At 33.6% G+C, this 25,642-nt stretch carries 27 protein-coding genes; 23 read left to right on the top strand and 4 right to left on the bottom strand.

The features are described from left to right. The first annotated feature begins 8 nt into the window (after positions 1–8). From MWH28_RS04180 to MWH28_RS04105, 16 genes are all read left to right on the top strand, one after another. Positions 9–269 (top strand): stage V sporulation protein S, encoded by a 261-nt coding sequence (locus tag MWH28_RS04180; RefSeq protein ID WP_248618032.1) that lies wholly within the window; start codon positions 9–11, stop codon positions 267–269. A gap of 252 nt (positions 270–521) precedes the next feature. After that, on the top strand, positions 522–4,088 hold the full coding sequence (smc, locus tag MWH28_RS04175) for a chromosome segregation protein SMC (protein ID WP_248618031.1): 3,567 nt from the start codon (positions 522–524) through the stop codon (positions 4,086–4,088). A 52-nt stretch (positions 4,089–4,140) separates the two neighbouring features. Further along, positions 4,141–5,274 carry a peptidase S7 gene (locus MWH28_RS04170; protein ID WP_248618030.1) on the top strand — a complete coding sequence of 378 codons (1,134 nt, stop codon included), beginning with the start codon at positions 4,141–4,143 and terminating at the stop codon, positions 5,272–5,274. Positions 5,275–5,294: 20 nt separating this feature from the next. After that, positions 5,295–6,299, top strand: a complete 1,005-nt coding sequence (gene ftsY / locus MWH28_RS04165) for a signal recognition particle-docking protein FtsY (protein WP_248618029.1) — start codon at positions 5,295–5,297, stop codon at positions 6,297–6,299. Between the two features lie 95 nt (positions 6,300–6,394). Further along, positions 6,395–6,754, top strand: a complete 360-nt coding sequence (gene ylxM / locus MWH28_RS04160; RefSeq protein WP_428323570.1) for a YlxM family DNA-binding protein — start codon at positions 6,395–6,397, stop codon at positions 6,752–6,754. Beyond that, entirely contained in the window at positions 6,751–8,094 is a 1,344-nt protein-coding gene (gene ffh / locus MWH28_RS04155; protein WP_248618027.1) for a signal recognition particle protein, read from the top strand. The genes ylxM and ffh overlap by 4 nt, the downstream gene beginning before the upstream one ends. Positions 8,095–8,215: 121 nt before the next feature. Next, positions 8,216–8,479, top strand: a complete 264-nt coding sequence (rpsP, locus tag MWH28_RS04150; RefSeq protein WP_248618026.1) for a 30S ribosomal protein S16 — start codon at positions 8,216–8,218, stop codon at positions 8,477–8,479. 17 nt (positions 8,480–8,496) lie between these two features. Beyond that, entirely contained in the window at positions 8,497–8,727 is a 231-nt protein-coding gene (locus tag MWH28_RS04145; protein WP_248618025.1) for a KH domain-containing protein, read from the top strand. A 211-nt stretch (positions 8,728–8,938) separates the two neighbouring features. Continuing rightward, a complete protein-coding gene (gene rimM / locus MWH28_RS04140) occupies positions 8,939–9,445 on the top strand; it encodes a ribosome maturation factor RimM (RefSeq protein ID WP_248618024.1) in 507 nt (168 codons plus the stop codon). An 8-nt stretch (positions 9,446–9,453) separates the two neighbouring features. Beyond that, positions 9,454–10,191 carry a tRNA (guanosine(37)-N1)-methyltransferase TrmD gene (gene trmD / locus MWH28_RS04135; protein ID WP_248618023.1) on the top strand — a complete coding sequence of 246 codons (738 nt, stop codon included), beginning with the start codon at positions 9,454–9,456 and terminating at the stop codon, positions 10,189–10,191. 1 nt (position 10,192) lies between these two features. Further along, positions 10,193–10,762, top strand: a complete 570-nt coding sequence (locus MWH28_RS04130) for an RNA methyltransferase (RefSeq protein WP_248618022.1) — start codon at positions 10,193–10,195, stop codon at positions 10,760–10,762. A gap of 350 nt (positions 10,763–11,112) precedes the next feature. Next, the gene (gene rplS, locus MWH28_RS04125) at positions 11,113–11,457 is read left to right on the top strand and encodes a 50S ribosomal protein L19 (protein ID WP_248618021.1); all 345 of its coding nucleotides are present in this window, start codon (positions 11,113–11,115) and stop codon (positions 11,455–11,457) included. A 76-nt stretch (positions 11,458–11,533) separates the two neighbouring features. Beyond that, positions 11,534–12,046, top strand: a complete 513-nt coding sequence (lepB, locus tag MWH28_RS04120) for a signal peptidase I (RefSeq protein WP_248618020.1) — start codon at positions 11,534–11,536, stop codon at positions 12,044–12,046. A 15-nt stretch (positions 12,047–12,061) separates the two neighbouring features. Beyond that, positions 12,062–12,910: a ribosome biogenesis GTPase YlqF gene (ylqF, locus tag MWH28_RS04115; RefSeq protein ID WP_248618019.1), complete on the top strand. Its 849-nt coding sequence runs from the start codon at positions 12,062–12,064 to the stop codon at positions 12,908–12,910. 26 nt (positions 12,911–12,936) lie between these two features. Then, entirely contained in the window at positions 12,937–13,713 is a 777-nt protein-coding gene (locus MWH28_RS04110; RefSeq protein ID WP_248618018.1) for a ribonuclease HII, read from the top strand. A 13-nt stretch (positions 13,714–13,726) separates the two neighbouring features. Then, the gene (locus MWH28_RS04105; RefSeq protein ID WP_248618017.1) at positions 13,727–13,957 is read left to right on the top strand and encodes a hypothetical protein; all 231 of its coding nucleotides are present in this window, start codon (positions 13,727–13,729) and stop codon (positions 13,955–13,957) included. 381 nt (positions 13,958–14,338) lie between these two features. Here the strand turns inward: MWH28_RS04105 and MWH28_RS04100 are convergent, their stop codons facing one another. After that, complete coding sequence (locus tag MWH28_RS04100; RefSeq protein WP_248618016.1) at positions 14,339–15,913, bottom strand: methylenetetrahydrofolate reductase C-terminal domain-containing protein; 1,575 nt, start codon at positions 15,911–15,913, stop codon at positions 14,339–14,341. Positions 15,914–16,218: 305 nt separating this feature from the next. Here MWH28_RS04100 and MWH28_RS04095 point away from each other — a divergent pair, with 305 nt between their 5' ends. Both MWH28_RS04095 and MWH28_RS04090 read left to right on the top strand, forming a co-directional pair. Further along, positions 16,219–16,572 (top strand): YraN family protein, encoded by a 354-nt coding sequence (locus tag MWH28_RS04095; RefSeq protein WP_248618015.1) that lies wholly within the window; start codon positions 16,219–16,221, stop codon positions 16,570–16,572. Between the two features lie 11 nt (positions 16,573–16,583). Beyond that, positions 16,584–18,110 (top strand): YifB family Mg chelatase-like AAA ATPase, encoded by a 1,527-nt coding sequence (locus MWH28_RS04090; RefSeq protein ID WP_248618014.1) that lies wholly within the window; start codon positions 16,584–16,586, stop codon positions 18,108–18,110. Here the strand turns inward: MWH28_RS04090 and MWH28_RS04085 are convergent. Together MWH28_RS04085 and MWH28_RS04080 are read right to left on the bottom strand one after the other, a co-directional pair. Then, positions 18,107–18,490: a DUF4363 family protein gene (locus MWH28_RS04085; protein WP_248618013.1), complete on the bottom strand. Its 384-nt coding sequence runs from the start codon at positions 18,488–18,490 to the stop codon at positions 18,107–18,109. The two genes, MWH28_RS04090 and MWH28_RS04085, sit on opposite strands and share 4 nt — an antisense overlap. 25 nt (positions 18,491–18,515) lie before the next feature. Then, the gene (locus tag MWH28_RS04080) at positions 18,516–19,199 is read right to left on the bottom strand and encodes a YetF domain-containing protein (protein ID WP_248618012.1); all 684 of its coding nucleotides are present in this window, start codon (positions 19,197–19,199) and stop codon (positions 18,516–18,518) included. Positions 19,200–19,387: 188 nt separating this feature from the next. On the opposite strand from MWH28_RS04080, the gene MWH28_RS04075 reads away from it, so the two are divergent. After that, the gene (locus MWH28_RS04075) at positions 19,388–20,014 is read left to right on the top strand and encodes a cyclodeaminase/cyclohydrolase family protein (RefSeq protein WP_248618011.1); all 627 of its coding nucleotides are present in this window, start codon (positions 19,388–19,390) and stop codon (positions 20,012–20,014) included. A gap of 141 nt (positions 20,015–20,155) precedes the next feature. Here the strand turns inward: MWH28_RS04075 and MWH28_RS12960 are convergent, their stop codons facing one another. Beyond that, positions 20,156–20,251: a hypothetical protein gene (locus MWH28_RS12960; protein ID WP_345894748.1), complete on the bottom strand. Its 96-nt coding sequence runs from the start codon at positions 20,249–20,251 to the stop codon at positions 20,156–20,158. Positions 20,252–20,394: 143 nt separating this feature from the next. On the opposite strand from MWH28_RS12960, the gene cls reads away from it, so the two are divergent. The 4 genes from cls to topA are packed head-to-tail and all read left to right on the top strand — an operon-like array spanning position 20,395 to position 25,627. Continuing rightward, positions 20,395–21,876, top strand: coding sequence for a cardiolipin synthase (gene cls / locus MWH28_RS04070; protein ID WP_248618009.1), 1,482 nt, complete (start codon positions 20,395–20,397; stop codon positions 21,874–21,876). Positions 21,877–21,890: 14 nt separating this feature from the next. Next, a complete protein-coding gene (dprA, locus tag MWH28_RS04065) occupies positions 21,891–23,012 on the top strand; it encodes a DNA-processing protein DprA (protein WP_248618008.1) in 1,122 nt (373 codons plus the stop codon). Positions 23,013–23,027: 15 nt separating this feature from the next. Further along, the gene (locus MWH28_RS04060) at positions 23,028–23,528 is read left to right on the top strand and encodes a DUF494 family protein (RefSeq protein ID WP_248618007.1); all 501 of its coding nucleotides are present in this window, start codon (positions 23,028–23,030) and stop codon (positions 23,526–23,528) included. Positions 23,529–23,551: 23 nt separating this feature from the next. Continuing rightward, a complete protein-coding gene (gene topA, locus MWH28_RS04055) occupies positions 23,552–25,627 on the top strand; it encodes a type I DNA topoisomerase (protein WP_248618006.1) in 2,076 nt (691 codons plus the stop codon). The last annotated feature ends 15 nt before the right edge of the window (positions 25,628–25,642 follow it).

The raw sequence follows: 25,642 nt of genomic DNA, 5'->3' as shown, positions 1-25,642 counted from the left end.
GAGAAAACATGGAAATATTAAAGGTATCATCAAATTCAAAACCGAAATCTGTAGCGGGGGCATTAGCGGCTGTTTTAAGAGAGGAAGGAAGAGTTGAGATGCAAGGTGTTGGTGCTGGTGCAGTTAATCAAGCGGTTAAGGCTGTTGCAATTGCAAGAGGTTTTGTAGCACCAAATGGGATAGACTTGATAGCTATTCCTGCTTTTACGGAGATAGAAATTGATGGTGAAGAAAGAACAGCGATTAAGTTTATTGTTGAGCCAAGATAAAGAATATAGATTTGTTTTTTTTACCTATCTACTAAAAGTAGATAGGTTTTTTTATCATTAAGTAAATTAAGCTTTTTAGGGGTTGTGAATAACTTTTACTAGTTTGTATTTGTTGGTTTTACTTAAACTCAATCTTAGACTTAAACTGAGTTGCTGGAGGCAACTTTTTTATGAGGCTTTTATTTTATTTTTTCTTGATTTATGATAAAATAAAGTTTAGTGTTTGAATTTTGGTAGAAAGGAGCTAGTGGTTTGTTTTTAAAACGGATTGAATTAAAAGGATTTAAATCCTTTGCAGATAAAGTAAAGATAGATTTTGAACCAGCAATTACGGGGATTATTGGCCCGAATGGAAGTGGAAAGAGTAATATTTCGGATGCAGTGAGATGGGTTTTAGGAGAACAGAGTGCTAAAACACTGCGTGGTTCTAAGATGGAGGATATAATATTTGCTGGAAGTAAGCAGCGAAGAGCATTAGGAATGGCTCAAGTTTCTTTGATTTTAGATAATAGCCAAGGTGAATTACCAATAGATTATAATCAAGTAACCATTAGTAGAAGGGTAACTCGTAGTGGTGAAAGTGATTATTTAATTAATAATAATATCTGTCGTTTAAAGGATATTCAGGAGTTATTATTGGATACAGGAATTGGGAAGGATTCTTATTCAATTATTGGACAGGGCAAAGTAGATCAGATTTTAAGTGAACGCTCTGTTGATAGACGAGAGTTATTTGAGGAAGCGGCAGGGATTAGCAAGCATAAACAGAGAAAGAAGGAAGCAAATAAAAAATTAGAAAGTACTGAACAGAAATTAAATCGAGTTAGGGATATTATTGAGGAAATCAAACGTCAGTTAGAACCTCTAGAAGAAGAAGCTACTAAAGCTAAAGAATATAAGAGCTATCAAGAAGAGTTAAAGGAATTGGAAGTAAATTTATTGTTAAATCAATATGTTCAATTAGAGGATAAGTTTGATCAACAGGTTGCTACTAAGCAAAGGTTATCATATCAATTGACTGAGGCTAAAGCGGGGGTTAATGAGTTTGATTTGAAAATAGATAGCTGTCAGACAAAGCAAAAGGAATTAGTAGCTGCAATTGATCAACAAAAAGATGATATTTTTAATACTAAACGAAAGTTAGAGCGGCTTGAAAGTAAGCTGGAATTACTTAGCGAAAGAAAGAAGAATCTTAGAGAACAAAAAGGTAAGTTGAAAAAAGAAATAACTGAGTTAAAAGATAAAACAGATCTGATGAAAGAAGAAATAAATGAGAAAAAAAGAGGGAAAGATGATTTAGCAGAGCAGTTAGAGCAAAAACTTTCTTTGTTGGCCCAAAAAGAAGATGAAGTGGCTCAAATCAAGAAGAGATTAACAGAAACTTTAGGGGCCAAGCGGGAGATTGAGGATAATAAGTTGGCCCAAGCTAATCAAATAACCGATTATAAACATCAAATTGAAAACTTAACTAAAGAGATTGAGCGTTATCAACATGAAAGTAGAAATTTAATTAAAGCTAAAGAGGATTTAGAAGAAAAATTTACAGAGATTAAAGAGCAGAAGGAAGTTAAATTGAAACAATTAGAGAAAATTGAAGCTGAGTTGCTCAAGTTGCAAGATGATTATCAACAACAAGAATCTAACCAAGAAGAGTTGAAGCAAGAGTTGAATGCTTTACAAAAAGAATATCAACAGTTAAAAGAAGAGCTGAATAATAAAGAATCTAGATTGAATGTTTTAGAAGGGATGCAAGATAATTATCAAGGATATTATCGTGGAGTTAAGAACCTGTTGAATCATATTAAGCAAAGTGGAGATTTAAAAGGGGTCTGTGGGGTAGTAGCTGAATTAATAGAGGTACCACAAGAATATGAAACAGCAATTGAGGTTGCCTTAGGCAGTAAATTACAGAATGTAATTGTGGAGGATGATCAAGTAGGAAAGAGAGCAATTAATTATTTGAAGGATAATCAAGCTGGAAGGGCTACTATGCTACCGCTTAATTTAGTTGCGCCACGGTCTTTAAGAAAGAGTGAAGAGGAAGGTTTAGAGATAGAAGGAGCGATTGGTGTAGCCAAAGATTTAATCAACTATCAAGCTAGGTATCGGCCAGTGATTGAAAATATTTTAGGTAGAGTGATTGTGGCCCAAAATATTGATCAGGCTGTTGAGATTTCTAAGGCGACAAATAAGAGGGTGAAGGTTGTTACATTGGCTGGAGATGTAGTCAATCCTGGAGGAGCAATGACTGGAGGAAGTTATGCTCAAGATAATAATTTATTAGGGCGGAGTCGAGAGATTGAGCAATTACGAATAGAAGTGAAGAAGCTTTCTAAAAAGAGAACTACCTTAGAGGAGCAAGGACTTGCTAAAAAAGAAGAATTAGCTACTAATCAACAGCAAATGGAAAAAATAAAAGAAAGATTACATCAGTTAGAGATTCAACAGACAACTTGTAAGAAGGATAAGCAGCAACTAGGAAGAGAGTTGGCCCGTATCCAGAAAGAGATTGAATTTAAAGTTGATAAGATTGAGCAGTTAGAACAACAGGTTATAGCAGTTGAGACTACAAAAAAAGAGGCTGTCAGTAATTTAAAGCAACTAACTACGACTGAGGATGATTTAGAGTCAACGACTGAACAGTTAGATTCAGAGATCAGTTCAAATAAAGAAAAAGAAGAGTTGCTTACTGAACAGATTACTGATTTAAAGGTTGAATTGGCCTCTGTTAAAGAAGGAAAGAAGAATCTAGAGGCTGAATTAATAAAATTAGAGCAAGAGCTTAAGCAAGCTCAGCAGCAGCTAAAACAGAAGGAAGAACAGATTGTTAGATTAGACAATAAGCAGATACAGCTTAAGGATACCGCTCAAAATTTAGCTTCTGAACAGCAGGAATTGAATTCTAAGCTAGGTGATTTAGAAGAACGTCTGTTCAGTTTAAGGCAAGAGGAAAAAGAGGCTAAAGAGAAGATTATTCAATTTCAGCAGCAATCAAAAGAGGTCAGGGAGCGATATCAGAAATTACAACAAGAATATAATGAGATTGAAGTGGAGTTGGCCCAGCTAGAGGTTAAATTAACTAATGTTGAAACTAAATTGACAGATGAATATCAATTAGATATAGATTTAGTGGTTGAAGAAAGAACAGCGATTGAGGACTTTAGTGAAGTTAAAGCAAAGATTAAAAAGTTAAAGCAAGCGATGAAAAGATTAGAACCTGTTAATTTAGGAGCAATAAAAGAGTATAAAAACTTAAATCAGCGCTTTAGTTTTCTTAAAGAGCAATCTAATGATTTGACTGAAGCGAAAAGATCATTACAAAAAGTAATAGCTGAGATTAATGAGAAGATGACGGAGAAGTTTGCTACAGCATTTAAAGAAATAAAGAGTGAATTTGAAGGAATATTTACAGATTTATTTGGGGGAGGACAAGCTCAATTAACGTTAGAAGATGAAGATGATTTATTGAAGACAGGTGTGGAGATTAATGCTCAACCACCAGGTAAAAAATTACAGAAATTATCTTTAATGTCTGGCGGAGAAAAAGCTTTGACTGCTACTGCTTTAGTATTTGCTTTATTAAAGGTTAATCCAAGTCCGTTCTATGTTTTAGATGAATTAGATGCTCCTTTAGATGATGCTAATGTAGAGCGATTTGCTAATTATTTGGATAAGTTGTCGTCTCAAACCCAATTTGTAGTAATTACTCATCGCAAAGGAACGATGAAGGTTGCAAATTCGTTATATGGTGTTACTATGGAGGAATCTGGTGTTTCAAAACTGGTTTCTTTACAATTAGATCAGTTGGCTGCTTTTTAATTGTATATTAACTACTAAAAGCAGAGAAAATATAATAAAAAGGAGGAAGATAATGAGAATTAAGGGGATAGCTAAATTTATAGTAGATAGAATTGTAGAAAGAAGTAAGTATTTAAGTCAAGGTCGTTCTGTAGGTGCAATTGGATTTGTTAATCAAGAAGGATATATAGATGCTTTATCTGAACTTGTTAATGGAGGGCTTTCTGGAATTCCTTATCGTGAGATGTTATCTAAAGTTGTTGAAGCAGATGGTAAATCCTTATTAGAAATTATTAATCAACTACCTGATAATGCAGTTATTATTACAACTAATCCAGGTAAGACAGGAATCATTGTTGGAACAGGTGGGGTTAGCATCTTTAATTGTCCTTTGGTCAGGATTGGTGTTAAGATGGGCCAACCTGCTGGGGTGGGTATTATCTATCCTGAACCTCATTATTTTGAGTTAGCTACTGAATCTGAGGAGATTCAACTAGAAAGGTTGACAGCTAAAACAATGGATCAAGAACGAGAGATATTGCGTAATTTGTTTAATTTAAGATTGAAATACTTAGATATTAGTCAAGAATTAGAAGTAATAGAGGTTGAAGAACAGGACGTGGAGTTTGAAAAGAAGGATCAATCTGAATGGGAGGTTCCATTTATTGAGGTTAATTCCTTGTGTAAAGAGTTTGCTACTAAATTAGTAGATAAATCAACTACTGTGGAGCAAGGTAGGGAAGTAGCAGCTTTAGGTGAGATTAAAGATGGGCATATTGTTCAAAAAGGAGAGATAGTGGTAGGGGGAATGGGCTATGTTCCATCACGGATGTTAGCTTCAAGTTATACCGATATTACTGAAAAATCTTTACGAGAGGTTTATTCAACAGTAATTCCTAATAATGTAGCGATTGTTCATACTCACCCTGGAGGAACTGGAGTAATGCATATGGGAGATGCAAAGGCTGGCCCGGGAACATGGGGGCGACCTGTTGTAGCTATTGGTCATAATAAAGAAGGAGAAATTAAAGGGGCTACGGTAATTGAGTTATTAAAGGAAGTAGCTGAGCTTGACCAAGAATATGAAGAGATTGGTCAGGAATACTATGAAGCTGATACTCCAGAAGAAGAAGCTAAGATAAGAAAGAGACGTTTTGGAATTGCTCAAGAATATACAGATTTATGTAAGCCATTAGAGATTAAGTAAAAAAGTTAGGAGGAGAGTTGATGTTAAAAAAGATATTTGGTTTTGGAAAAGAAAAAGAGGAAGTTAAGGAAGAAGAAGTAAGTGAAGAGCAAGAAGAGACTAAAGAAGAAAAAACTGGATTGTTTAAGAGGTTAAAGGATGGTTTAAGTAAGACACGAGAAGGGTTTGTATCTCAAATTGAAAATTTATTCTCACTTTATTCTAGTATTGATGATGAATTATATGAAGATTTAGAAGAAATTTTAATTCAAGCTGATGTTGGTGTTCATACTACGATGAAATTGGTTGATCAATTAAAGACTGAAGCAAAAGAAAAAAAGATTAAAGAACCAGAAGAACTAATAGAAATTTTTCAAAAACAACTATGCCAATTGTTAAATGAGGATGTAGAACAAGTTGAAGAGAGTGAGCAGCCAACTATATTAATGGTAGTAGGAGTTAATGGAGTTGGAAAAACAACGACGATAGGTAAGATTGCTCAACGGGCCAAAAATGCAGGAAAGGATGTTCTACTAGCAGCAGGAGATACTTTTAGAGCAGCAGCTATTGATCAGTTAAGTGCTTGGAGTAATAGGGTAGGAACAGAATTAATTGCCCATCAAGAAGGAGCAGATTCTGCTGCAGTAGCTTATGATGCGGTACAAGCAGCAAAATCAAGAGAGACTGATTTATTAATTGTTGATACTGCAGGTAGGTTACATACTCAAGCTAATTTGATGGAGGAATTAAAGAAGATTAAGCGAGTAATAACAAGAGAGGCAGAAGATATGAAGGTCGAAGTTTTATTAGTATTGGATGCCACAACCGGTCAAAATGCAATTTCACAGGCTAAATTATTCAATCAAGAGGTTGATGTAGATGGAATTGCTTTGACTAAGTTAGATGGTACGGCTAAAGGAGGAGTAGTCATAGCTATTATGGATGAATTGGGGATACCAATTAAGTTAATTGGTGTTGGAGAAGATTTAGAAGATTTACAGGATTTTGAACCAGAAACATTTATTAATGCTTTATTCGACCAATAATCTTCTAAAAGCTTGACAAAAATTTAATTATATGTTATATTATCTGCTGTAAAGGTAAAATACTTAACAGCAATTGCAGGTGATTTTTGTTGAAAATTGAAAAAGTAGTTGAGATTGGAAAATTATTCGCTTTTTATGCCTCGTTACTAACAGAAAGACAACAGGAATTTATGAGTTTATATTATTATCATGATCTTTCTTTAGGGGAGATTGCTCAGCAAAAATCGGTTTCTCGCCAAGCTGTTTATGATAATTTAAAGAGATCAGAACAAGCTTTACAAGAATATGAAAAGAAGTTAAATTTAATTAAGTATTATGATAAAATACAATTAGAAATCGATAATTTAGGGCAGGTAATAGATCAGATTGAATCTCGGCTTGAATTAGAAGAGTTGGAGAGTTTACGAGATATTTTAGATAGATTACAGACCTATCAGAAGGGGGAATTGATGTGATTTTCGAGGGGTTAGCAGAAAAGTTACAGAGTACTTTTGATAAGCTGAAAGGTAAAGGTAAGTTATCCTCGAAAGATGTTAAAACTGCCTTAAGAGAAGTTAAATTGGCCTTATTAGAAGCGGATGTAAATTTTAAAGTTGTTAAAAATTTGATCAATAGAATAGAAGAAAGAGCTGTTGGACAAGAGGTTTTAGATAGTTTAACCCCAGCTCAACAGGTAATAAAAATAGTTAATGAAGAGTTGACTGATTTAATGGGAGGTACCCAAAGTAAGATTAATCTTGGGGCCAAATCCCCTACAGTAATTATGGTAGTAGGCTTACAAGGGGCTGGTAAAACAACTACTGTCGGTAAATTGGCTAAAAGGTTTAGAAAAGAAGGGAAAGATCCTTTATTAGTAGCGGCTGATATCTACCGTCCTGCTGCTATTAAACAATTGCAGGTCTTAGGTGAGAGGATAGAACAGCCAGTATTCAGTATGGGTGACAAACAAAATCCTGTCGATATAGCTAAAGCTGCTATCAGTAATGCTAAGTCAAATGGAAATGATATTGTAATTATAGATACTGCAGGACGATTGCATATAGATGAGGATTTAATGGATGAATTAGAAGATATTAAAGGTGCAGTTACTCCCCATGAGATTTTATTGGTAGTCGATTCTATGACCGGTCAAGATGCTGTTAATGTAGCAGAAAATTTTGATCAAAAATTAGGGATCGATGGTGTTGTTTTAACTAAATTAGATGGTGATGCACGTGGTGGTGCTGCTTTATCTATCAGTTCTGTTACAGGACGACCAATCAAATTTGTAGGAATGGGAGAGAAGTTAGATGCTTTAGAACCTTTCCATCCTGATAGAATGGCTTCTCGAATCTTGGGTATGGGAGATGTATTAAGCTTAATTGAGAAAGCTGAGGAGCAGATTGATGCTGAAAAAGCTAAAGAGTTAGAAGAAAAATTACGAAAGGAAGAATTTACTTTAGAAGATTTCCTCGATCAGATGAACCAGGTTAGAAATATGGGTTCATTAGAGGAAATACTGAATATGATTCCTGGAGTAGGCAAACAGCTAAAAGGGCTTAATATGGATGAAGGTCAATTAGACCAGATTGAAGCAATCATTAATTCAATGACTATCGAGGAGCGTAGAAACCCAGAAATCATTAATGGAAGTCGGCGTCGTAGAATTGCTAATGGGAGTGGAACGACTGTCCAAGATGTCAATCAACTTTTAAAGCAATTTACCCAGACTAAACAGATGATGAAGCAGATGGGTGATTTACAGAAAGGTAATATGGGTGGATTAAAAGGAAAGATGAAATTTCCTTTCTTTTAAATAAAATTTAAGTTTAAGGCTAAGGTTGAGATTAAGTCGATCATTTAAGAATGTAAAGGTTTAGTTTTTACTTAGACTTAAACTTGAACTTAACCTTAATTTTTTAAAGGAGGTGACAAGAATGGCAGTTAAGATTAGATTAAAAAGAACTGGAGCTAATAGAAATCCTTCTTATAGATTGGTTGTGGCTGATTCTAGAAAGCCACGTGATGGGAGATTTATTGAAGAGCTAGGTTTTTATAATCCTACTACTGAACCAGAGACAGTTAAGATTGATGAAGATAAAGCATTAGAATGGTTGCAAAATGGTGCTCAACCTTCTAGTACTGTTAGAAATATCTTCAGTAGAGAAGGAATCATGAAGAAGTTTGACGAAGCTAAGTAAGCTTGGAGGTGCTCTAATTGAAAGGGCTACTAAAAACAATTGTGAGTAATATTGTAGATCAACCTCACGAAGTATTTGTACGTAAGATAGAGGATAGTAAAACAATAACTTTAAAGCTAACAGTTGCTGATGAAGATATGGGTAAGGTGATAGGAAAGCAAGGTAAGATTGCAAAAGCTATCAGAACAGTAATTCAAGCAGCAGCGACTAAGGAAGGTAAGAAGGCTAGCGTAAAGATTATACAATAATTACTTGCTAAGATTACTTACTAAAGACTAGGGGCAACTCTAGTCTTTTCTTAATGAGAGAGTTTAATGTAGGGTATGCTATTATTAAGATTAAGTTTAAGTCTGAGGTTAAGTTAAGCGTTTAAAGACTTTATAGGACTGTGCTTTAGTTTATTGCACTGTCAACTGTACACTATATACTGTAAACTGATATCTAATGGGGTGATTAATTATGAGTGAAGAATTAATTACGATAGGTCAGATTACTCGACATCACGGAAATAAAGGTGAAGCAAGGGTTATTCCTCTTACTGATTATCCAGAGCGATTTGAGTATTTAGAGCGGGTTTATTTAATTAAAGATGGAACTAAGGATGAGGTAATGGTAGAAGGAATTAGGTATCATAAACAATTTATTATTATTAAATTTGTAGGAATTGATGGTATTGGAGAAATTATGCCTTATAAAAATTATTATCTGCAAATTCCTAAAGCAGAAGTTCTTGATTTGCCAGAAAATAATTTTTATTTATATGATATTATTGGGATTGAAGTTTATACTGTTGAAGATGAATATTTAGGGCAAGTCAAAGAGGTCTTAGAAACTAAGGCCAACGATGTTTATGTAGTAACTAAAGATGGTGATGAACTTTTAATTCCGGCAACTCTTGAGGTGGTTTTAGATATAGATCTGAATAATGAGCGAATGGAAGTTAAGCTACCTCCAGGATTAAGGTAGGTGTTAAGATGAAATTTAATGTGTTGACTCTATTTCCTGAAATGTTTGAGAGTATTTTAGGAACTAGTATGTTAGCTAAAGCTAAAGAGCAGGAATTGCTTTCTGTAGATTTAATAGATATTCGAGATTATACTCAAAATAAGCATCGCCAAGTTGATGATTATCCTTATGGTGGAGGAGCAGGAATGCTTCTAAAGCCTGAACCTATTTTTAGAGCGGTTGATGATTTGGATTATTCTAAGCAAACTCCGATAATATTTTTAACCCCCCAAGGAGAGACATTTAATCAAGCTAAGGCTAAAGAACTTGCTAATTATGAAGAGTTAACCTTATTATGTGGCCATTATGAAGGTGTAGATCAGCGAGTAAGAGAGGAATTGATCACTGATGAGATTTCAATCGGTGATTATGTATTAACTGGTGGGGAGTTACCAGCTATGGTCTTAATTGATGCTGTTGCTCGATTGATTCCAGGGGTGTTGGGTAGTCAAGAATCAGCTGTAGAGGATTCTTTCTATCAAGGGTTGTTAGATTATCCACATTATACTCGCCCTAGAGATTATAAAGGATTAGAAGTGCCACAAGTCTTGTTAAGTGGAGATCATGGCCGGATTGAGCAGTGGCGGAGAAAGAAAGCACTAGAAAATACATTACATAAAAGACCAGATTTATTAAAGCAGGCTGATCTATCTGAACAAGATCAAAAATTGTTAGCAGAAATCAAGCAGGAGTTAGAGGAGGAGTAAAATGGAACAACAGGTTTATTTAGCTTTATTACATAACCCTGTTTATAATAAGAATATGGAAGTAATTACTACTACAGTTACTAATTTAGATTTACATGATATTGCTCGAGCCAGTAGAACATATAATATTGGTCAGTATTATATAGTAAACCATTTAGATTCTCAGCAGGGATTAGTTAAGCGGATGAAGGATTATTGGGCAGGAGATTTTGGAGCAGAATATAATCCAGATCGTAAAGAGGCATTTAGTGTGCTTGAGATTAAGGCTGAGCTTGAAGATGTAATAGCAGATATAACAGCTAAGGAAGGCAAGGAGCCAACTTTAGTCACGACTGATGCTAGGACTTATTCTAATACTATAAGTTATAAGAAGTTAAGGCAAGAGATTCAGCAAGGAGAAGAAGTTTATTTGATCTTGTTAGGAACGGGTTGGGGTTTGACTAAAGAGACTATGAATTCTGCTGATTATATTTTAGAGCCAATTTATGGACCAGGTGATTATAATCATCTGTCAGTCAGAAGTGCTGCTGCGATTATCTTGGATAGATTGTTAGGTGAAGCTTGGTGGTAGAAAAAATCTAAGAGCGGATTTTTTCATCACGAAGGGTTCAAAGAACCCGGAGGGGGAAGTAAGAAACAAATGTACAATTTACAATTTACAGTTTACAGTTAAAGAGTAAAACCTTAAATACTTAAGACGGTTGAAAAGTCTTATGTTTAGGAGTTTAGAGAGTGGTTTTGAATTTATTTTTTAACTGTCAACCGTCAACTGTTCACTGTCAACTGAATAACAAAAGAGATTAAGGGTAAAATATAGCTTGTAATTAAATTTAGCATGTGTTATAATGATTTACGGACAAAAACAGACGGTCCTCTGGCTATAATATAGTTTAAGAACGTTTTGTGAGAGGAGGAAAGAATATGAACTTAGTTGATATTGTAGAACAAGAGCAATTACGTGACGATATTCCTGAGTTTGGCCCAGGTGATACTGTTAAAGTTCACCTTAAGGTTCAGGAAGGTGGGAAAGAAAGAATCCAGATTTTCGAAGGTATTGTAATCAAAAGACAAGGTGGTAGCGTACGCGAAACCTTTACTGTAAGAAAGATATCTTTCGGTGTTGGAGTTGAACGAATTTTCCCATTACATTCTCCAAAGATTGACAAGATTGAAGTTGCTAAACGTGGAGATGTTAATCGAGCTAAATTGTATTATTTAAGAGATCGTCAAGGTAAGGCTGCTCAAGTACGAGAAAAAAGAAATTAATAAATTGTACTTAAATTTATTTAAGAAGGGGACTGGCTGTGCAGGCTTGTCCTCTTTTGTATAGGAGTGTTTATTAATGCTGGATAAAGAAACAATTAAAGAATATTTAGAAGCTATTATTGTGGCGGTTGTAATTGCCTTTTTTATTATTAATTTTGTTGCTCAAGCTTTCTATATTCCGTCAGGCTCAATGATGCCTGAATTGCAACCTGGAGATAGAATCTTTGCTAATAAATTTATTTATAGATTTCGTGAACCACGTAGACAGGAGGTAGTTGTTTTTAAATATCCTGTTGAACCTGAATACAACTTTATTAAAAGAATAATTGGTATGCCTGGAGATCGAGTTGAGATTACTGATGGTCAGGTTTATATTAATGAGCAACCATTAGAAGAGGATTATGTAGTAGAAAAGATGTATAGTGATTTCTCAGAGGTTGAAGTTCCTGAAGATAATTATTTTGTCTTAGGTGATAATCGGAACAACAGCGAAGATAGTAGGTACTGGGGCTTTGTTCCACGTGAAAATATCGTAGGACAAGGTAGTTTTATCTTTTGGCCGCTAACTAGAATAGGTTTAATTAATTAGAGGAGGCTAAGTTTAATGTCAATTCAATGGTATCCTGGCCATATGGCTAAAGCCAAAAAGAAGGTTGAAGAAGGTTTAAAATTAATTGATGTAGTAATTGAATTATTGGATGCTAGAATTCCATTAAGTAGTAGAAATCCTGATATAGAAGATATTTTGGCAGATAAAAAGCGGATTATTGTCCTTAATAAGAGAGATTTAGCTGATCAAAAACGAACCAAAGAATGGAAGCAGTATCTTGCTGATTCAGCTCCAACGCTAGCTGTTAATTCTTTGACTGGAGCAGGAGTGAATCAAATTTTAAATTTAGCACAACAAATTATGGAAGATAAACTCTCTGCTTTAGCAGATAAAGGGCGTAAAGAACGTGATATTAGATTAATGATAGTTGGTATTCCTAATGTTGGAAAATCTCAATTGATTAACCAACTTAGTAATAAGAAAAGTGCTCGAACGGGGAATAGACCAGGTGTTACTAAGGGCCAACAATGGGTCAAACTGAGAAGAGGATTTGAGTTGTTGGATACTCCTGGGATTTTATGGCCTAAATTTGAAGATGAAGAGGTTGGTTTTAAGCTAGCAATTACAGGAGCGATCAAGGAAAATTTAGTTGAAAATGAGCTACTTGCCTATAAATTGGTTGAAATTTTACAACAAGTTGCTCCTAATAAGTTGAAAGAAAGATTTAACTTAAACCAAATTACTTCTGATACATATCAATTGATAGCAGATATTGGGAGAAAGCGTGGTTGTTTGCAATCAGGAGGAAGAATTGATCGTGAGCGGACTTCTAAGATAATTATTAAAGAGTTTCAGGAAGGTAAATTTGGAAAACTTACTTTAGAATTACCGCCAACAGTTTAATTGGTTAGAAATAAGGAGTTGTTATGATGGAACTATCCAAGTTAACGATAAAAGAGATTAAAGCTAAAGTTAATAATTTTGAGGAAATATCAGAAGATTTAATTGAGAAGTTAGCAGCTGATTCTAGAAAAGGGGTTCAGAAGTTGGCCCGACAGATTGTCCGTCGCCAAGAAAAAAGAGAAGAAGCTATTGCGAAATTTAAAAAGATGAGTCGGCATGAAGATAGGCTACGCCAACAAGGATATAATTTGATTGCAGGAATAGATGAGGCAGGTCGAGGGCCTTTAGCAGGACCAGTAGTAGCTGCTGCTGTTATCTTACCTGAGGATACTTTAATCTTAGGTGTAGATGATTCTAAAAAATTATCTGAAAAGAAACGTGAGGAATTATTTGCAGTCATTCAAGAGAAAGCATTAGGTATTGGGGTTGGAATTGTTGATAGCCAAACAATTGATCGAATTAATATTTTACAAGCTACCTATCAGGCGATGAGAGAAGCAGTTGCTGATTTAGAGCAAGTGCCGGATTATTTATTGATCGATGCTGAACATCTTCCTGAAACCGATCTAGCACAGGCAGCAATTACTGAAGGAGATAGCAATAGTGTTTCAATTGCTGCTGCTTCCATTATAGCTAAGGTAACAAGAGATCGGATTCTAGTTGATTATGATCAACAATTTCCTGAATATAATTTGGCCCAACATAAAGGGTATGGTACTCAAAAACATATTCAAGCATTACGAGAACATGGGCCAACTCCAATTCATCGTACTTCCTTTAAGATAGTAAAAAAGCTAAGTTAATTGGAGGTTTACAATGCTACTTAAACCTGGCAATAAGTTAAAAGGGGTTGTCTTGGAGCTAAAAGAAGAAAGTGTAATAATAAAATTTGATCAAAGAGCTATTGAAGCTCAGAAAATGGCAGACTTAAAAGTAGGTCAAAAGGTTACTGTTGAAGTTAAAGGCTGGTATCAAGGGAAATTAGTCTTGAAACTTTTAACTAAAGGCAGTAAATTATCTGCTACAAAAATTGATGTTAAGGTTTAATAGAGTAGACCCCTCCCTAATAGGCACTTGGAGGGGTCAATCTATAGTGAAAGCAATCACCTAGGTGATTACCTTTATTTTTATTATATGTAAGTGGACAAAAATAAGTACAGATATGTTCTACTAAGTTAAAGAAATAATTACCAATTACAAGAGCAAAATGACCTTCGGTCATAGTTTAAGGCTAAGTTTAAGGCTAAGTCTAAGGTTAAGTAAACCATTAAAAAAAGTAAAACCCCTAAAAAGCATAGTTTCTAAACAAGAACAAAAGCTACGTTATTACTAACAAATTGTTAGTAATAACGTAGCTTTTCATAAATTTAGAAAAAGTTATTATATTATATCCAGAAGAATTATTCTAATATTAAAAAATTATGAAGTTTAAGCCTTCTTGTTCTTACCATTATCTTTACTAGTTGGAGGATCAATATCAATTCTTTCAGATACATGATCGCGTCCCATAAAGAAGTTAATCCAAGATGACGTACGATATAAGTCCCAATTAACTGGAGGAACAATATATTCTTGCAGTTGTTCTTCTTCACCGTAAGGCTTCAATCTATCATAAACTCTAACATAGATACATTTTTGTTCATTTGGATAAACTTCACAATAACCATCTCTACTACCACCACAAGCACCGTTTCTTTGGTTCTTTGGACATTGTGACATTGGACATAAATAAGCTAAATCGAATAATGCACAGTCTCCACATTCTCGACATTCATTAGAAACAGTCTTAATTACACGCTCCATAAGATCAAATGGTCCTTCTAGGACACTATCTTCAACTGTTTTACATAAATACTGCATTGGTTTAAATAATGGGCTAGCTGGTTCAAATAAAGCATGGTGCATTACTCTAAAGCTACTATTAATAAATTCTTTTTTCGGTTTATGAGTTCTAGCAGCAGGTTTATCAGTATTTAATCCAGTTTCTTCATCTTTTTCAAAGTAATAGAATCCATCTTCCATTGGGTATTCAAATTCATGGACAAGATCTTGCCAGTTAGGAGCTAATTCTTCTCCTTTGTCAATGATGAACTCTAAATCTTCATAACTCATACCATGACCAGCAATGTGTACTCCTGCAAAACCCATACCTTTTTTGAAAGCATACATTTTAGCTGCTCTTTCAAGTCCAGCTTGATGGCCACCATCATCAGCATCTTTCTCCTTAGCTAAATCAGCAACTAATTTATCAGTAACTACACAGCCTGGAATGCGGTTAGCATTCATAGCTCGAGAAGCACCATAAGATAGAACATATACATTACCGATAACTGGAATATCCCAACCTTGTTGTTCCACAAATTGAATCAACTCATGATATTTACGAGCATCATAACCGAGCTGAGGAATGATATACTCTGCTCCTGCTTCAACCTTCTTTTTCAACTTATAATATTGAGCCATCTGTTCTGATTCTAATTTCTTAAATGGAGAAGCTGCTACACCTGGAAAGAAGTTAGTAGGTTTTAAACTATTAGAACGGCCAAAAGCATCCTTATACTCTAACCCATCATTAAGATCTTGCATTAACTCTACTACATGAACAGGATCAAAGTCATAAACAGGTCTTGAACGACCATTATAGCCACTTACTGGATAATCACCTGTCATTACCAAAATATTACTAACATTTTCTCGCTCCATAGAATAAAGAAAACTTTCAATCTGATTTCTATTCTTATCTTTACAAGTAAAGTGAACTAAAGGTTCGATGCCCATCTCTTTAATCTTAATACCTAAATACTCAGCAGAAATAGCTGGATTTCCTCCTGGATTATCAGTGATGGTTATAGCATCTACTTTACCTCCTTCAACGGCCTTTTCTGTGTTTTTAAAGATCATCTCTTGATTAGTTTCTCTTGCTCCACGTCCTGGTACTAGCTCCCATGTGATGGTGAACTCATCATCATTTAAAATAGATTCTTTTAATTTGTTTTGAGTCATAAACACATCTCCCTTTCTTAAATTATTAGTTCTAGATTCTTGGTTTTATAGTCTACTATAGGGGTTATTCTATATAAAAGTTAAATTTCCTGCGTGATTGATAATTAATTATCAGTTCTTTCTGACAATTAATTATTTTATGAAAAATAATTAATATTTTTTGAAATAATTTGTGGTCCTAAGGTTTTAAAAGTTAATTTGATGTAGTGTATTAATATATAATTGTTCAGATAAATATTTGATTCACTTTATGTATAATTATTCCTTCAATGGTTAAGATATTCTTAATAATTGGGGGTAAATTAATGAATACAAGAAAGCAGGGAGCAAATGGAGAAAAAATTGCTAAAAAATTTTTAGAAAAAAGAGATTATCGGATTTTAGAAGAAAATTTCTGGACACGTTATGGAGAGGTCGATTTGATAGCGCAAGAAGGTGATTATTTAGTATTTGTTGAGGTTAAGTCAGCAACTACTCGATCATTTGCCTCACCATTAGAGAAGATTGATTATAAAAAGAGGCAACATTTAATTCGGGTTGCTCGGTATTATTTAAGTCTACAACAAAGAGAGGTTGACTTTCGTTTTGATGTAGTAGCTATTCTTTCTTACCAACAAGAAGATAAGATTAAGTTGATTAAGAATGCATTTTTATGTTAAGGGGGATTAGTATGTTAGCTAAAGCAAATAGCAATGCTGTGTTAGGAATAGATGGTTATGTGGTTCAAGTTGAGGTTGATTTGGCAAAAGGTTTGCCTGCTTTTAATATTGTAGGGCTACCGGATACGGCAGTTAGGGAATCGAAAGAGAGGGTCAAAGCTGCTATTAAGAATACAGGATTTAAATTTCCAATCAAAAGGATTACTGTCAATTTAGCTCCGGCTGATATAAAAAAGGAGGGTCCAGTCTTTGATCTGCCGATAGCGATTGGAATTTTGGCAGCTAATGGTTTGATTAAAGATGATAAATTAAAAGATTATGCTCTAATTGGTGAATTATCCTTAGATGGTCAAGTAAGAGGAATTAATGGGATTCTACCGATGGCTTTAGCGGCTAAAAAAGAAGGGAAGAGAGGATTTATCTTACCACAAGAAAATGCTCAAGAAGCTGCTGTAATCGATGATTTAGAGATTATTGCAGTGGCTAATTTAGAAGAGGCGGTTAATTATTTGAATGGAGAATTGGAATTACCTCAAGTAAGTGGTGACTTTTACTTAACTGAAGATGATGATTATCAAGTTGATTTTAAAGATGTAAAAGGTCAAGAGCATGCTAAGCGAGCTTTAGAGATAGCAGCAACTGGGGGGCATAATGTAATTATGATTGGCCCGCCAGGTTCTGGAAAGACTATGTTAGCTAAAAGGATACCTACTATTTTACCACCTTTGAGCAAAGAGGAAGCAATTGAAGTAACTAAGATTTTCAGTATTGTAGGTAAGCTATCAGTTGAAAGAGCATTAATTACTAAACGACCATTTAGAAGTCCTCATCATACAACTTCAGATGTTGGTTTAATTGGTGGAGGAAGAATACCCCAGCCAGGGGAGGTTAGTTTGGCTCATCATGGGGTCTTATTTTTAGATGAGCTACCGGAGTTTAAAAAGAATGTTTTAGAAGTATTACGTCAGCCGTTAGAAAAAGGAGAGGTTAGTATTTCTAGAGCATTGACAACATTAGACTATCCTGCCAAATTCATGTTAATAGCTGCCATGAATCCTTGTCCGTGTGGATTTTATGGTGATGATAGAAAAAACTGTAGCTGTAATTCTTATGACATTAAAAGGTATTTAAATAAAATTTCAGGGCCTTTATTAGATAGAATTGATATTCATTTAGAAGTACCGCGTTTGCAAGTAGATGAATTAACTGAGTATGAAGAAGGGGAGAGTTCTGCTCAAATTAGAGAGCGGGTTAAAAAGGCAAGAAGAGTGCAATTAGAGAGGTTTGCTGAGGAGAATATAATGTATAACGCTAGGATGAATAGACCATTGATTAAAAAATACTGTATTGTAGAATCGCAAGGAGAAGAGTTATTAAAACAGGCTATTTCAAGGATTGATTTAAGTGCTAGAGCTTATGATCGGATTTTGAAGTTGGCCCGAACGATTGCTGATTTAGCAGGTGAAGAAGTAATAAATTCTGCTCATATAGCTGAAGCAATTCAATATCGGAGCCTTGATCGAAGTTATAAATTTTAAAAAATATTTTCAATTCTTATTTTTTCATTACTGGGCATTTGTCTAGCTAATTCTTTAGCGATTCTTAATTCGGTTAAAGCTTTTTCTTTTTCTTCTAATTCTATCAGTGAGATAATTTTGGAAATGGAGAGGTCAAGTTTATCTATCTCATTATGGTCCATAAGAATACTCCACGTAAAGTTTGCTTCTTCCCAAGCTTGATTTAAGGATTCAGTGTTATTTTTGATATTTTCCCAGTGGTTATTATTTAAATTATCTTCGAGGGCGTTTAGTTTTGAAATTAGTTGATCAGCTCTATTATTTGTTGCAATATATCCGTAACTGACGAGGCTCAAAGTAATAACTAATAAGATACTAGTATAAATTATAGTTTTTTTCATTAGTTGTTCAACTCCTTTTGGTAACTTATTTGTTTTTTTGGCGATAAACTTGGTAAAATAGGTTACCCTCTGAATCAAGGTTAGCAAAAAATATATCAGATGGATTATCGATTCCTAGAGAAGTCAATTCTTCTTTTAACCACTCTGGGGAAAGGTTTAATTTTTCTAAATTTTTAGTATGAATTTGGCCATCTATAATTACTGGATGTGGAATTCCTTCATAGTTGGTATCGATTTCTAAATCTTTGGGAGTAACTGGTCTATTTTGAGATTTAGGGATTATACTAAGGGAGCCATTAGTTTCAATAAAAGCAAACTCTACTTCAGAGATATCGGGGTAACCTTTGATTCTAAGTTCTTCTAACAACTCATTAATATTAATTCTACTTTTGTTGAGTTCTCCTTCAACAATTTGGCCATTTTCAATTAAGATTGTAGGTTTCCCACAAATGATTCTTCTTCCTGTACTACTTTTAGTAGTGATAGCAGATATATAAATTTGAGTAGAAAAGATCAAAATAATAGGTGTTAAACTATTAATTAAAGGAATATCAGTATCTTGCATCGGAATAGCAGCTAAAGCGGAGATCATAATTGTAATTGCCAATTCATATGGTTGTAACTCTCCAATCTGTCTTTTGCCCATTACTCTAAAGGTTAGAAAGACTACAGCATATAAAATAATTGTACGGATTATTACAATAAACATAGAGGCCTCCTTAAAATAGTTTGCTTTTAAGTTATTATTGAATAGATTGTATATTTTTATGTATTGGGAAGAACATCATTGAAATAAAACCAGTAATTATTTCTTAAAAATCATCTATTTTAGAAGGATAATTATGTTCATTAAAGAATAAAGTACTAGAAATTCAAAAAGTAATGGGGGAGATTAAAATGATCAGAAAACAAGAGATTGGTCAATTTATGGATGACTTTGCCTCAGATAAGCCAGCACCTGGTGGAGGGAGTGCAGCTGCATTGAGTGGAGCTTTAGCTGCTGCTGCTACTTGTATGGTAGGTTCATTGACTGTGGGCAAGGAAGACTATGCTGATGTTCAAGATGAGATGGAAGAGTTAATTGAAACTACTACTGCTTTAAAAGAAGACTATCTTGATTTGGTAAATCAAGATATAGAGGTATTTAATGCTTATATGGATGCTTTGAAGATGCCTAAAGAGACTAGTGAAGAAAAAGAAAAGCGAAGTGAGGCTTTAAAGGAAGCTTCTAAGAAAGCAACAGAAGTTCCTTTTGCGATGGCTAAAAAGAGTATTGGAATTTTAGAGCAAGCCTTGTTTGCTGCTAAGAATGGTAATACCCATGCTGTGAGTGATGCAGGTGTAGGTGCTATTGAAGCTTGGGCTGCATTAGAAGCTGCAGAATTAAATGTAAATATCAATTTAGCTGCTATGAATGATGAAGATTATGTAGCTGAAAAGAGAGCCGAAATGAAGGAGTTAAAGGAAGAAGCTAAAGAATTAAAAGCAGAAGTCTTAGAAATTACAAATCAAAAGATAGGTTAAATAAAGAAAAGAATCGGAAAAATTCCGATTCTTTTCTTTATTTAACCAGTTTTAAAATTTGTTTAAATTTTTCTCCTGAAGCTACTTTCAATAATTCAAATAAAGCAGTTTCAGTACTAGTTAATTTAGCTCCTGCTCCTTTCATTTTTTTAAGCCGATCTTTTTATTCTCTAAAGTCCTTGATGAAATAGAATCAGTAATTAATTCTACTTCATCTTCTTCTTTAAGTAGATCAATGGTTGTTTGATAAACACAAATATGAGTTTCAATTCCTGCTGATTATAATCTTTAAATCGGTTTCAGTAAGGATGAAGTATAAAATTAATAATTTAGGAAAAAAATATAATGAGTTTTAGGAAACCATAAAAGGGTGTGAGTTAATGTATCGGTTGTGGTGGGGGTTAATTTTATTATTTATAATTACGATTATTTACTTTAATATTTTCATTTTAGGTAATAAAAAGGTGATAATTGCTTTTTACCCTTACTTATTAGGGATTAGTGGTCTGTTAGGATTAAGTTTGGCAGGAATATATTTTACTAGTGATTTTAGTTTGATTTTCAAAGTTTTATTTATATTATTTTTTTTATTTGGAGTCTTTACATTTATTCAAATTTGTAGAAATAAACAATCATTAAACAATTATTATTTAGAAAGAAATCAATATTTAGAACAATTAACTGAACTTGCTAAAACAGACACTGAATACTCGCTAAAGGATAAGCGACAAGAAGGTATTTCAAACTTAATTGAAAGAACAAGTGGATTAGATTTAACTATTAATAATCAAGCTGAACCAATCTTTAAAGAAGAAGATATTTTTGCAGAAATGTTGGCCCAGTTAAAAGAAGCAGAAGATCATATTCATATCTGTTTTTATATTATTCGGGATGATCAGATAGGACAAAAATTCAAGGATTTATTGATCAAGAAGGCAAAAGATGGTGTTGAGATAAGGATTATTTATGATAGATTAGGTAGCCATCAGTTAGGTCAAAAATATAAGGGAGAATTAAGAAAAGTAGGAATAGAGATTGAAGCTTATAACGATTTAGTTACTTCTATATTAAGAGGAAAACTCAACCACCGTAATCACCGAAAGAATGTAATTATAGATGGTAAGGTTGCTTTTATTGGAGATGTAAATTTAGGAGATGAATATATAACAGGAAATAAAAGAGAGAGCATTCAAGTTAAAATTGAAGGTGAAGCAGTTAGTTGGATGCAGAAAGTCTTTTTACTTGATTGGTATTATGTTACTGGTGATCAAATTTTAGAAAGAAGATATTTTCCTGAGCAAAATATGAAAAATAGATTGCCAATTCAATTAATTACTACTGGATTTGATACTCCTTGGTCTGAAATGAATAAAAGTTATTTTGCATTGATTACAGCAGCACAAGAAGAGATTTATTTAGTTACGCCTTATTTAGTTTTGAATGATAATATTTTAACTGCATTGCAGACGGCAGCATTGAGAGGGATAGATGTTAATATAATAACTTCTAAAAAGACTGATAGTATATTACTTAGTTGGAGTAATATGTCTTTTTTTAAGAAGTTATTAAAAGCGGGAGTGTCTGTCTATCATTATCAAGATGAATTTTTACACTCTAAAATGTTATTGGTAGATAAGGAGATTTTATCAATTGGCTCTGCTAATTTTAATACAAGAAGCTTGTATCTTGATTATGAGTTGAATATAGTGATTTTTGACCAGGATTTTTCTAACAAAATAATGGAAGAAATAACTTTGAATCTAGAACAAAGTAAGAAGTGGAAGTTAGAGGATTATCAGCAATTGGGGATTTTAGATAAATTGAAGTTGTTAATTGGGAGATTGGTAACACCAATTAATTAATAGGAGGTTGCAATATGGAAGGTAAAGGCTATTGGATCTGGCTAAGTAAAGTTGATGGCTTAGGGCCAAGGCGAATAAAAAAACTATTAGATTATTTTGGTGATGCACAAGGGATTTGGCAAGCAGATAAAGAAATATTTGATAATATAAGTGGGATTGGTAAGGTAGTCAGTCAAAAGATTATTGATTCTAAGAAGAACTTTGATTTTAAATTTGAGCTAGAAAGATTGAATAAATTTGGAATTAAGGTTGTAACTTTACAAGATACATGTTATCCTAGATTATTAAAGGAGATTTATGATCCACCCCCTATTTTGTATTATAAAGGAAGTATCGAAAGAATTAATAAGCCTTGTATTGCTGTAGTTGGTTCTAGAAAATGCACTCAATATGGAAAAAGAATAGCAAGCAAATTAAGTCAAAGATTAGCAGAAAAAGGACTTAATATTGTTAGTGGTTTAGCTTATGGGATAGATACATCTGCTCATCAGGGGGCTTTAAAGTCTGGTATAACTTATGCTATTTTAGGATCGGGAGTAGATGTCATATATCCTAAAAAGAATAAAGGGTTGGCCAAAAAAATAGAAGCTCAAGGGGCAGTTATCAGCTCTTTTCCATTAGCTACTGAGCCAGGGGGTAAAAATTTTCCTGTTAGGAATAGAATTATCAGTGGACTTTGTTTAGGAACGATAGTTGTTGAAGCAACTAAGAAGAGTGGTTCGTTGATTACTGCTAATCTAGCTTTAAATCAAGGAAGAGAAGTTTTTGCTATTCCTGGAGATATAACGAGAAAACAGAGTGTAGGAACTAACCAACTAATTCAAGTTGGAGCTAAATTAGTTCAGGACTTAGATGATATTTTAGAAGAGTTGAATTTGTTAGAAGTTGATAACAGGGATGATGAATCGAATTTAGAGTACAAAAGTAATCCTAAAATAAATGAAACTTTGAATGAACAAGAGCAGATAGTTTATAAAACATTGACAGTTAACTCTCAACAATTTGAATATTTACTTGATGCTGTTGAATTGACTTCTGCTCAATTAAATTCAGTTTTATTAGAACTAGAAGTAAAAGGTATTATAGAACAATTACCAGGAAGAAAATTTAGATTACGAGATGATGTTAAGCTTTGAAAGGGGGGCTATAAAATGAATAATAATGTATTTAAGATAATCAGTTATTTAGTTAAAAACCTATTACATGAAGAAGAATTAGTTGAAGATGAAGAAAAATTGATTACTTTTTTGCGAGATGAAGGTTATGGTTTAGAAGAGATCAATCAAGCCTTTGAATTTATTTTTGCTTCTTCGGAAAGAATAAATTCAACAGATGAATTATTAAGTGGAAAATATATTGAACAACAAGATGATTGTAAACATCGTGTTTTTAGCTTTAGAGAAAAGTTTAAATTTGATCTTAAAATGCAAGGAGTCATCTTAAAATTGAATTGTTTAAATTTAATTGCTGAGGAAGAATTAGAAGAGTTGATTGCTGAGTTGTTTAAGATGCATAATGAGTATCTTAATATTGAATATTTATGGGAAGTATTACAGCAGGTTATTGAAGATGAATTGCGATTAAGCTTTATAGTTCAGCATATTTCAGAATTTGAGGTTATAAACGATTCAGCAGCAGAATACATTAATTAATGTAAGGTTATGGAGGTGAGAAAGTGGCTAAAAAAAAGAATAAATTAGTAATTGTAGAATCTCCTGCTAAAGCTAAGACAATTAATAAATTTTTAGGTTCTGACTTTAAGGTGCAGGCTTCAATGGGGCATGTAATTGATTTGCCAAAAAGTCAATTAGGAGTTAATACTGAAGAAGATTTCAAACCTAAGTACATAACTATTAGAGGGAAAGGAAAAATACTACAAAAATTAAAACGGGGTGCTAAAAAGAGCAAAGAGGTATTATTAGCAACTGACCCTGACCGAGAAGGTGAAGCGATCTCTTGGCATTTAGCACGTGCTCTTGATATAGATGAATCTGCAAAGTGTAGAATTGAATTCAATGAAATTACTAAAAAAGCAGTGCAGAATGCTTTAAAAGAACCTCGTTCGATTGATGAGAATAGAGTCGATGCTCAGCAAGCAAGAAGGGTACTTGATCGACTGGTAGGGTATAAGTTAAGTCCTCTGTTATGGAAAAAAGTAAGAAGAGGATTAAGTGCAGGGCGAGTTCAGTCTGTAGCTGTTAAGCTGATTTGTGAAAAAGAGGAAGAAGTTAAGGCTTTTGAACCACAAGAATATTGGACGGTTGATGTTGAAGTTAAAACTGAAAATAAAGATAAGTTTAAAGCAAAATTATATAGAATCAATAATAAAAAATTCAAGTTAAAGAATAAAGAAGAGACTGATCAAGTAGTCAAAGAGTTGAAGCAGACAGATTTAAAAATTAGTAAGATCAAGGAAAGTAAAAGAAGAAGGCACCCTTCTGCTCCATTTACAACAAGTAGTTTACAACAAAAGGCTTCCACGAACCTCTATTTTAGCACTAAAAAGACAATGTATTTGGCCCAACAATTATATGAAGGAATTGATTTAGGATCTGAAGGGGCGATAGGTTTAATTACCTATATGAGAACTGATTCTACTAGAGTTTCTAAAGAAGCTCAAAATGAATTAAGAGGATATATAACGGATGAATTTGGAGAAAAGTATTTATCCAACCAACCTAAGAAATATAAGACTAAAAATAAATCCCAAGATGCTCATGAAGCTATTAGACCAACATCAGTTTATAGAACGCCTAATAAAATAAAAGAACATTTAAGTAAGGAAGAATATAAATTATACAAATTAATCTGGGAGCGGTTTGTAGCTAGCCAGATGAGCCCTGCTGTTTATAAAACCTTAACAGTTGATATAACTGGAGGAAAATATAAATTAAGGGCCAAAGGATCACAAGAGTTGTTTCCAGGTTTCTTAAAAGTTGATACTACTAGACAAAGTAAAAAGGATGAATTATTACCCGATTTAGCAGAAAAAGAGAAGGTTGATTTAAGTGAAGTCACTCCTGATCAACACTTTACTAAACCTCCACCTCGTTATACTGAAGCTAAATTAGTTAAGACATTAGAGCAAAAGGGGATTGGACGTCCAAGTACTTATGCTCCAGTAGTTAGTACAATTCAAAAGAGAAATTATGTTGAAAAAGAAAATGGAAAGCTGATACCAACTGAATTAGGAGAACTAGTTAATAAATTATTAGTTGAACATTTTCCTGATGTAACCGATGTGGAGTTTACGGCTCAATTAGAGAAAAATTTAGATAAGATTGAAGCAGGAGAAAAAGAATGGGTAGAATTGTTAGGAGAGTTTTATGAACCTTTTGCTGAAAGGTTAGAATCTGCTCAGGAAAATATGGAAAAAGTCGAGTTGGAAGAGGAAGTAACTGATGAAATATGTGAAAAATGTGGTAAAAACATGATTGTTAAGCATGGTAGATATGGTAAGTTTTTAGCGTGTCCAGGATTTCCTGATTGTAAAAATACAAAGCCTATTTTAGTTAAGATGGGCGTTAAGTGTCCTGAATGTGAAGATGGTGATGTTATTGAACGGAAAAGTAAAAAAGGAAGAGTTTTTTATGGTTGTAGTAGTTATCCAGATTGTGAATTTATGACTTGGCATAAGCCAACTAAAGAAGAATGTCCTGAATGTAAGCAGTTTCTTGTTGAAAAAAAGACTAAAAAAGAAACAAAGCAATACTGTATTAATTCAGAATGTGATTATGAAAAAATACTATAAATACTCAATTTAAAA

It is taken from the genome of Natroniella sulfidigena (assembly GCF_023223645.1).
Lineage (GTDB): Bacteria > Bacillota > Halanaerobiia > Halobacteroidales > Halobacteroidaceae > Natroniella > Natroniella sulfidigena.
The sequence above is the reverse complement of the archived record's forward strand: the minus strand, read 5'-3'. Positions and strand labels throughout refer to the sequence as shown.

Excerpts from the sequence above, each read along its gene's own strand:
- MWH28_RS04130 (WP_248618022.1), top strand. The coding sequence starts at position 10,193 with ATGGAACAACAGGTTTATTTAGCTTTATTACATAACCCTGTTTATAAT.
- MWH28_RS04170 (WP_248618030.1), top strand. The coding sequence starts at position 4,141 with ATGAGAATTAAGGGGATAGCTAAATTTATAGTAGATAGAATTGTAGAA.
- MWH28_RS04180 (WP_248618032.1), top strand. The coding sequence starts at position 9 with ATGGAAATATTAAAGGTATCATCAAATTCAAAACCGAAATCTGTAGCG.
- MWH28_RS04090 (WP_248618014.1), top strand. The coding sequence starts at position 16,584 with ATGTTAGCTAAAGCAAATAGCAATGCTGTGTTAGGAATAGATGGTTAT.
- MWH28_RS04095 (WP_248618015.1), top strand. The coding sequence starts at position 16,219 with ATGAATACAAGAAAGCAGGGAGCAAATGGAGAAAAAATTGCTAAAAAA.
- trmD (WP_248618023.1), top strand. The coding sequence starts at position 9,454 with ATGAAATTTAATGTGTTGACTCTATTTCCTGAAATGTTTGAGAGTATT.
- rimM (WP_248618024.1), top strand. The coding sequence starts at position 8,939 with ATGAGTGAAGAATTAATTACGATAGGTCAGATTACTCGACATCACGGA.
- rplS (WP_248618021.1), top strand. The coding sequence starts at position 11,113 with ATGAACTTAGTTGATATTGTAGAACAAGAGCAATTACGTGACGATATT.
- rpsP (WP_248618026.1), top strand. The coding sequence starts at position 8,216 with ATGGCAGTTAAGATTAGATTAAAAAGAACTGGAGCTAATAGAAATCCT.
- lepB (WP_248618020.1), top strand. The coding sequence starts at position 11,534 with ATGCTGGATAAAGAAACAATTAAAGAATATTTAGAAGCTATTATTGTG.
- MWH28_RS04110 (WP_248618018.1), top strand. The coding sequence starts at position 12,937 with ATGGAACTATCCAAGTTAACGATAAAAGAGATTAAAGCTAAAGTTAAT.
- MWH28_RS04060 (WP_248618007.1), top strand. The coding sequence starts at position 23,028 with ATGAATAATAATGTATTTAAGATAATCAGTTATTTAGTTAAAAACCTA.
- MWH28_RS04100 (WP_248618016.1), bottom strand. The coding sequence starts at position 15,913 with ATGACTCAAAACAAATTAAAAGAATCTATTTTAAATGATGATGAGTTC.
- ylqF (WP_248618019.1), top strand. The coding sequence starts at position 12,062 with ATGTCAATTCAATGGTATCCTGGCCATATGGCTAAAGCCAAAAAGAAG.
- MWH28_RS04085 (WP_248618013.1), bottom strand. The coding sequence starts at position 18,490 with ATGAAAAAAACTATAATTTATACTAGTATCTTATTAGTTATTACTTTG.
- cls (WP_248618009.1), top strand. The coding sequence starts at position 20,395 with ATGTATCGGTTGTGGTGGGGGTTAATTTTATTATTTATAATTACGATT.
- MWH28_RS04080 (WP_248618012.1), bottom strand. The coding sequence starts at position 19,199 with ATGTTTATTGTAATAATCCGTACAATTATTTTATATGCTGTAGTCTTT.
- MWH28_RS04075 (WP_248618011.1), top strand. The coding sequence starts at position 19,388 with ATGATCAGAAAACAAGAGATTGGTCAATTTATGGATGACTTTGCCTCA.
- dprA (WP_248618008.1), top strand. The coding sequence starts at position 21,891 with ATGGAAGGTAAAGGCTATTGGATCTGGCTAAGTAAAGTTGATGGCTTA.
- ftsY (WP_248618029.1), top strand. The coding sequence starts at position 5,295 with ATGTTAAAAAAGATATTTGGTTTTGGAAAAGAAAAAGAGGAAGTTAAG.
- MWH28_RS04105 (WP_248618017.1), top strand. The coding sequence starts at position 13,727 with ATGCTACTTAAACCTGGCAATAAGTTAAAAGGGGTTGTCTTGGAGCTA.